This window comes from Microcoleus sp. B3-D7 (assembly GCF_036705305.1).
GTDB lineage: Bacteria > Cyanobacteriota > Cyanobacteriia > Cyanobacteriales > Microcoleaceae > Microcoleus.
This window is the reverse complement of record NZ_JAUBUE010000096.1, coordinates 1-7,050: the sequence shown is the minus strand read 5'-3', so window position 1 is coordinate 7,050 and position 7,050 is coordinate 1. Positions and strand designations below refer to the sequence as shown.

General features: G+C 47.5%; 8 protein-coding genes. All 8 read left to right on the top strand.

Translation table 11 applies throughout. The features are described 5' to 3' along the window. The coding region (locus QUB25_RS29070; RefSeq protein WP_333188868.1) for a hypothetical protein at positions 1-207 on the top strand (207 nt) is incomplete at its 5' end. Positions 208-799: 592 nt separating this feature from the next. Next, positions 800-3,454 carry a DUF3854 domain-containing protein gene (locus QUB25_RS29065; protein WP_333188865.1) on the top strand — a complete coding sequence of 885 codons (2,655 nt, stop codon included), beginning with the start codon at positions 800-802 and terminating at the stop codon, positions 3,452-3,454. A 334-nt stretch (positions 3,455-3,788) separates the two neighbouring features. Then, positions 3,789-4,385: a hypothetical protein gene (locus tag QUB25_RS29060; protein ID WP_333188863.1), complete on the top strand. Its 597-nt coding sequence runs from the start codon at positions 3,789-3,791 to the stop codon at positions 4,383-4,385. Positions 4,386-4,548: 163 nt separating this feature from the next. Beyond that, positions 4,549-4,974 carry a hypothetical protein gene (locus tag QUB25_RS29055; protein WP_333188862.1) on the top strand — a complete coding sequence of 142 codons (426 nt, stop codon included), beginning with the start codon at positions 4,549-4,551 and terminating at the stop codon, positions 4,972-4,974. A gap of 6 nt (positions 4,975-4,980) precedes the next feature. Beyond that, positions 4,981-5,460 (top strand): hypothetical protein, encoded by a 480-nt coding sequence (locus tag QUB25_RS29050; RefSeq protein ID WP_333188860.1) that lies wholly within the window; start codon positions 4,981-4,983, stop codon positions 5,458-5,460. 130 nt (positions 5,461-5,590) lie between these two features. Continuing rightward, the gene (locus QUB25_RS29045; protein ID WP_333188858.1) at positions 5,591-5,836 is read left to right on the top strand and encodes a hypothetical protein; all 246 of its coding nucleotides are present in this window, start codon (positions 5,591-5,593) and stop codon (positions 5,834-5,836) included. Further along, positions 5,833-6,102, top strand: coding sequence for a hypothetical protein (locus tag QUB25_RS29040; RefSeq protein WP_333188857.1), 270 nt, complete (start codon positions 5,833-5,835; stop codon positions 6,100-6,102). The genes QUB25_RS29045 and QUB25_RS29040 overlap by 4 nt, the downstream gene beginning before the upstream one ends. After that, positions 6,090-6,623: a hypothetical protein gene (locus QUB25_RS29035; RefSeq protein WP_333188855.1), complete on the top strand. Its 534-nt coding sequence runs from the start codon at positions 6,090-6,092 to the stop codon at positions 6,621-6,623. Before QUB25_RS29040 ends, QUB25_RS29035 begins: the two co-directional genes overlap by 13 nt. The last annotated feature ends 427 nt before the right edge of the window (positions 6,624-7,050 follow it).

Genomic DNA, 7,050 nt, shown 5'->3' with positions numbered 1-7,050 from the left:
CTTGATGGACAGCAATGCTTTCGTGCTTTTCATTCTTTTGAGGATGAGGACTCGCCAGACTGGGACTGCCCAAAAGCCATGCAATTTAATTATTTGCACTATTGCGCGGAAGTCCTGGGGGTTAAAAATAAGCAATTACAGTCGGAGGTTGAGAGCCTCAAAGCCCAGGTAAAATCCTTCCGCAAACAAAGACTCAAAGTGCTTTGAACGCTATAAGCTAAAAAGTATGGATCTACTTTCTTGCATCAAATCTGTCGAGGATGAGTTCTCCCTTATTTCGGAGATGGGACTCCCTTGCATATTTGAGGGACAGGCAATAAGGGAACAATGGAAAAGGCACAGAACTTTTTGGCGTATAGTCATTTATAAAGTTGGACTTGCCCTCAAAAAGCAAATCAAGTTGATGTTGCGGGCTAAACTCGCAACGTACTACTTCAATTACTTGAGGTTGCAAATTAAACTTGCAAAGCCCTACGTTAGCGGATGGGTTGATAATTCCTTTTTGGCAAAGACAATTACAGCTCTTTCTGACTTCGACCCTATCCTCTACAAAGGCAAAGTTGAGGGGAGCCGTGATCCACCTAGAATCACAATCTTTATTCCTATTCCCAAGATTGAATCGAATGGTTGCGCTCGCAGTGACCTACCTACCCGCTCGCTTTTCTAGCGGGGCGGTTCCACTCGTGTTTTAATTTTTCCTAGACTTCATGTAAACGTTAACCAAAACCGCTGCTAACAATTGGAACCTGAGAGCAGCGGTATTTGGGTTCAACTCGTCTTTTCAGGCGAGCACAAATCTATGTCACATTGTACAGCGATTCACAGTCAGCCCACAATCAATCTAAAGCTGACACCTGATCATCAAGCCCACATCGCAGCGCGTCATATTACTGCACCTTGGGCTGAGGCGAACTGCATAAGCTTTGATATCCCGAAAGCCTCCCTAATGCTGGGATACGATGCAAAATCCCCTGGCATCATGTTGGTATCGGATGAGTACGGTCAATGGCAATTCAAACCTGACGAGCCGTGGGCTTCAACCGATGGCAAGCTGCCAAAATATCGCACGGGTAAAGGTGAATACGACGCTTTTTTAGCCAAACATCCTGAAATAAAAGCATACTGGGCTGATTTGGATGCCCTCAAACTTCGCTGCTTCACAATAGATGGTAAGCCTTACTTACTCATCACAGAGGGTGGCTTCAAAGCGATAACGGGTTGTCAGCACAATTTACCCACTATCGGTCTGGTTGGCGTGACAATGGCCATGACTCCCAAAGCTAAAGGTCAACCCGATTTGATACCCGCGCTCAAACGGTTGGCAGAAGCTGGCTTCGGCTTCATTATTGCTTTTGATGCTGACGCTGCTACCAATAAAAATGTACGGTTCGCAGAAAGAAAACTTGCTAAAGCCCTGCTACGGTACGGTTGTGAGGTACGAACCATCACAGGGCATTGGAAGGTAGAGGACGGTAAGGGAATGGATGACTTTATAAACAACAAGGGCATTGAAGAGTTTCGCGCCGTCTTGATGAATGCACAATCTTGGGGAGTTCAAGCGCGTGACACACGGGGTAGTGAGGTATCAGCGACTAAAAAACCACCGACACCCCAAGCAGTTACAGCAAGATTAGCTGAAGAGTTTGGACATCAACTTAAATTCGATGAAGAACAACAGACTTGGCGCAAGTGGAGCGGGAAACACTGGGAAAAAATGGGTTTAGGCGCGTTTAAAAGCTGGCTGAAGAATATCCTAGACGCGAAGGGAGTAAGCTATGGGGGAAGCGCCTATCTTGACGACGTGCGGAAGCTTTTAGAATGCGACTTACGCCAACTCAAATGGCAATTTTGGGATAAGTCGCGATACATCAATTTTAGCAATTGTGTATTTGATGGGGCTGAAGCCAAACCCCTTGAACATTTACCAGCAATGGGCTTCACTTCTTACCTGCCCTATGAATACAAGCCGTTAACAGGTGATTTAAGCGACACTCTGGAAGCATTGCGGGTAAATTGCCCTAACATTCACGAATTCTTCCGCACGGCGATGCAGGGTGACGAGCGCAAAATGTTCAAGCTCCTAGCCATTGTTAACGCGGTTCTAAAGCATCGCTTCTTTGACTTGCAGATGTTTGTGCATCTAGTGGGTGCGCCTGGTTCCGGTAAAGGCAAGTTTTCTCGTTTCCTACAAAAACTGGTGGGCAAGGACAACAACATTGCCTGTCAACTTGACAAACTTGGAGACGGCTCGACTAAAGCTTCCTTGATTGACAAGCAGTTGGTAGTTTTCCCAGACGAGCGCAAACCAGTAGGAATTGACAGCATACTGAGCCTTACTGGGGGAGATGAGATTTCATACCGAGAACTCTACCAACGAGCAACAAGCGCCCACTTCTACGGGTCGTTAATCATTTGCTCAAACAAACCCATCTTTATTGGCGACACAACAGGGCTAGAACGCCGTCTCTGCCTGGTTGGCTTTGACAATCCTATTGCTACCGAAAAACGCGATTACTCCTTAGAAGCGCAACTTGACAGCGAAATACCTGCCTGCATCGCGATCGCACTTTCACTAGCAAATAGTGCCGTAACTCAAGCGATACAGGGAAAAGGAGTTAACCAGATTGTCGAGTACAAGGCAAAAGAATGGGAAATGAAGGTTGAGGTAAACTCGGTCGCCGCTTTCGTGGACGCTGCACTGGTTTTCGACCCGACCGCTAGCTGTACCGCTGGGAACTTATACGACGCTTACAAAGGGTTTTGTGAGGCTGGCGGACTGTCTAAATTCAGTATTGTCAAATTTCCCCGGCTCCTTGCCGATATCTTGGCAGATGAAAACTTACCAGCTACCCGCCACCAAGGCCGCATCGCTTATTTTCAAGGCTTGAGATTGCGAACTGAGGGCGACACTAACCCTACTCACTCTGAAACCTTAGCGGGAGTTGGTGCGGGAGTTTGCGGGAGTTTAGCGGGAGTTGATGCGGGATTTAAACCCTTACCAGATATACATCAGCGGGAGTTGCGGGAGTTAGACACTAAATCTTTACTAGGAAGTGCAAATCATGATTTCTTAACAGATGAGGAAGAAAGCGATTTAGACACATATATAGAAAAGGATTCCCCCCCCCAAACTCCCGCAACTCCCGCTAATCCTCTGCCAGCAAAGGATATAACTCCCGCAGTACCTCCCGCTAAACTTACGCAGTCCCCCCCTTCAACTCCCGCAACTATCGGAGCAAAGCACAGGGAGTTTAAAGTTGGCGGCAGAGTAGTGATTTCGGAAAAAGGTAATATTCATGAGGGTCAGCAGGGGACTCTTACACATATCGGTTATGGCAGCCGTGAGACTGATTACCAGATTAAGCTCGACAAAGTTTCGCACAACGTTGGTCAGGTTATAGTCTCCATCCCTAAATCAGCGTTGATGCCCGCCCTTTACTTGATGAATCTGTAGCAGTTCCAAGCCCTGAGTCAGGTAATTATAGTTTCCTGATGTGGTTTCAAGGGTTAGAACCTTTAGGCTGGGAAATATGGATTTGTCCGCCTAACCCTAGCGGGATTTTTACGACTGGCCGCCATTGTCTTGTTCGTAGTCACAATTGGAAAATCGGCCATCGGAAAAATAGCCGCCACGCCGTCCGCAAGGACACCCAAAACCCTGTGTCACGCGCTTGATACTGTTTAAGATATGGTGCTTCTATCCATTTATAGAAATGGTAGCTCTAAACACTTGACAACCATTTATGGAAATGGTTAGATAGAGATGTCAACCATTTATGGAAACGGTGATGGCTAACAAAGCACGGAATACATCAGGCAAGTTTGCACGAAAATCTGACACTCCCCGCAAGATTCGTTCTGTTAATCTCACGGATGAGGCTTGGCAGTGGTTGGCAGAGGTAGCGGCAAAATCTGGAGTTAGTCGCAATGATTATTTAGAGGCAATGGCAGAGGGCGGTATTCCAGTTATAAAAACGGTAAATTCTGAAATTTCACCGCTTATGGAAACGGTAGAAACTGAGATAAAAGGGGATAGTGCACACACAACACAACACCCAGATAACAAGGTTCATCCGTTTATGGAAACGGTGAAGGCGGATGATGCGAACACAGCAAAACAGTCAAATGATGAGGTTTTCCAATTATGGAAACGGTGTAAATTGAATGTGGCATCGCTTAGGAAAGAATTAGCCGAAGCCCACGCCGATCGGGAGGAACTTGAAGCGCAACTCTCCGAGCTAAAGCAAAATTCTGCTCCGGCCGCCACACTTTCCGAAAAATTAACACCTGATGCAGCCACGATGTTGAGCAAGCTCCGAGCCAAGCGGAAAAAATCTAAGGTTGAACTGGCAGACGTTGAAGCGCTCCTAGAATTACTCGACTGAGCGAGACAAAACTTTACCAGCCACCCTTGACAAGGTGGCTCGAATACTGCGATCGTAAGTTTAAGGAAGATTTGATATGCGCGGTCAATCCGGTGTTATCAGCACCGAATCGACTACGAACTTCCCCAAATCGTTATCTGACAACGTTTGGAGCTCAAAAATTATGACACAAGGTGACGGCCGTCCTGCTCGGACGATCGCAACTCTTAATACTGCTGCGACCAAGTTCGGCAACGGCGGTCGCCGTATCGATTCACTTCGACAACTCGCTTATGATTGCGGGCTAACGAATGACCACGCCCGCAGCTTCGGAAAACTTACAGCGACAGCAACATGGGAGAAATTGCTGTTAGCTCACGGGCTGGAATTCGAGCCAAAAATTGAAAGCACTTTTAACACAGTAGCGTCCGCTAACCAGGAATCACCCCGCCAGATTAGTTTGCTGGAATGGGTGGATTTTGGGCAATTAATCGCCGTGGCTTTGGCTTCGGCTGGCTTTGCTGTACTCGTGCTTTCGCTATGGCCGCGAATCAATCCTCTCAATCTTTTCCCTTCGGTAAAAATCCAGATTCAAATAGGACAGAAATAAATGGGGATGATGACACGTTTATTCGGTGGCGAGATATCAGATGCTATTACGAGCAAGAGCGATAAACTGGCTGCACCGACTGATGCTAAGGCAATTACACCTATCAATCCTGGCAATTTTGCCAGCATCCGCACAGCAGCCATAATCGAGGCCCCGCAATACTTCAGCAAAGAAGAAGCCGATGCGCGAAAGGCGCTGGCGAAGGAAAAAACTGAAGGTGCGAGGTACACAAAAAAATACCTTAGAGCTACAAGCCAGATTGAAGAGGCGGATACCACAGTACACGTAGCTTACCGCAAGCACCAGAAGGTACTCGCTACCACCGAGTACACTAAGAAAAAAGCCGACGTGGGACTAGCCAAACACCTGCTCGGCTTGGCTCCTGGATATGCCAAGCTAGGTGTCGGTTTAGAAAAAGCCGAGAATCGTGCCACTGAAAGGATTGCAGCGATTCAAGCCAAGCTACTCGGAGGGATTGAGAAATGAAACACCTAAAAATTACAAAGGTTGAAGTTTCAATCCCAAAGCCTCAAATTCATCAAATAACTGCTCAGAGCCATCCTGAAATTTGGGCGATGCTACAACCTCCTGAAACCAAAAAAGGAGGGACTGAGAAATGATTTTGAACGTTTTGCGACGGCTTGCAAACTCAGACGCCCGATACTGGCACAACGGTTACTTTGTCCGAGTTTATGAGGATGTTGCTGGCTGGGGCTGGCAGATTTTTGAAGACAACAAATTCATTTACCGCGACGGGCAATTTATCGCGCTAATAGATGGGGGGCATTGTCCTTTGGAGTTTGAGGCGCATGAATCAGCACAGGACTACATCAACAATATTTTGAGGAGGCACGAGCCATGATAAAGGCGATCGCACTTGGCAATTCTTTTGCACTGACTGCGATCGCTTCCAGTCTCCTGTGCTGGGCAGCATCGCTCGATAGCGCTTTGCTCCAATTCGTGCAAGCGCTGTTCGCTCTCAAACTTATTGTTTCGGCCTCTGCATGGCTCCTAGATGATGCGGTAGTCGCCATCCTGGGAATTGATTTAATGCAGTTCCGGTTCCGGTTAATTTCCAGCTCAATAGCTGCTTTGGTAGGGCTGGGGGTGATGCTATGTCGCTCCTGAGAGTTTCCGTCCTGAGCCTGTCAGGTATCACTTTGTGGCTGTTGCCGCCATTCGTTTTTTCCAAGCGAGTTCCTCTGCATAATTTCATACAAGGCATCGCCCTGGTGGCTGGCTTTGCTTGCTGCTTTGAGGCCCGTAAAGGAGCTTTGAAGCTGGCAAAGGATGAAGAATTTGAGGCACTCAAGCAAGCGGCCGTGAAAGCTGACGTGGTGCATGAAATCAGCACATCGGTATACGTGTCGGAGGAAACACGGAAGAACGAGGCAGAACTTTTGATTGCAACTGACAAAAACCGAGAACTGCTAGAACGCGCTTTAGCACTGAGTTCTGAGAACGAGGAAGAGGTAGAACGAAAGCTAGCTGAGAACGCCGATTCGGAACTCCGAGAACGCATCTTGCAATTGCAAGCTCGCGGATACGGCAAGGCGAAAATCATTCTCGAAATTTGGGGAGCCTCAAAAGGTGGTTCAGAAAAATACAAAACTGCCGAGGCTGAATATAAACGCTTAATGGAGGAATAAGGAGGATAAAGAACGTGGGCCGGGGGGGGTAGCTGGGCTGGCCCGCCCCCTCCGGCCACGCTGCCCGCTCGAAGAGAGTTCAACCGGGGGGGGTGAAACCCGGTACAACCGTAAATAAAAAATTCATATCTTAAGATAGAGGAAAGCTATATCTACAGACAGATGTAGATATTTCTGAGCTACCAAACTTTATCGATATTTTCCTTGATTGTATGATTGAATCAGTTAGAAGGGTTAGGCGTGGGGGAAAGCGGTCAGGGGCTGGTCGTCCTCCCCAATGGAGTACACGCGATTTTAAGACCATTAGAGTTCCGATTTCTTTGGCAGATGAGGTAATGGAAATTGCCCGTTACCTTGATGGACAGCAATGCTTTCGTGCTTTTCATTCTTTTGAGGATGAGGACTCGCCAGACTGGGACTGCCCAAA

What these genes read in the sequence shown, in the direction of transcription:
- QUB25_RS29065 (WP_333188865.1), top strand. Translation starts at nt 800, where the DNA reads ATGTCACATTGTACAGCGATTCACAGTCAGCCCACAATCAATCTAAAG.
- QUB25_RS29060 (WP_333188863.1), top strand. Translation starts at nt 3,789, where the DNA reads ATGGCTAACAAAGCACGGAATACATCAGGCAAGTTTGCACGAAAATCT.
- QUB25_RS29055 (WP_333188862.1), top strand. Translation starts at nt 4,549, where the DNA reads ATGACACAAGGTGACGGCCGTCCTGCTCGGACGATCGCAACTCTTAAT.
- QUB25_RS29050 (WP_333188860.1), top strand. Translation starts at nt 4,981, where the DNA reads ATGATGACACGTTTATTCGGTGGCGAGATATCAGATGCTATTACGAGC.
- QUB25_RS29045 (WP_333188858.1), top strand. Translation starts at nt 5,591, where the DNA reads ATGATTTTGAACGTTTTGCGACGGCTTGCAAACTCAGACGCCCGATAC.
- QUB25_RS29040 (WP_333188857.1), top strand. Translation starts at nt 5,833, where the DNA reads ATGATAAAGGCGATCGCACTTGGCAATTCTTTTGCACTGACTGCGATC.
- QUB25_RS29035 (WP_333188855.1), top strand. Translation starts at nt 6,090, where the DNA reads ATGTCGCTCCTGAGAGTTTCCGTCCTGAGCCTGTCAGGTATCACTTTG.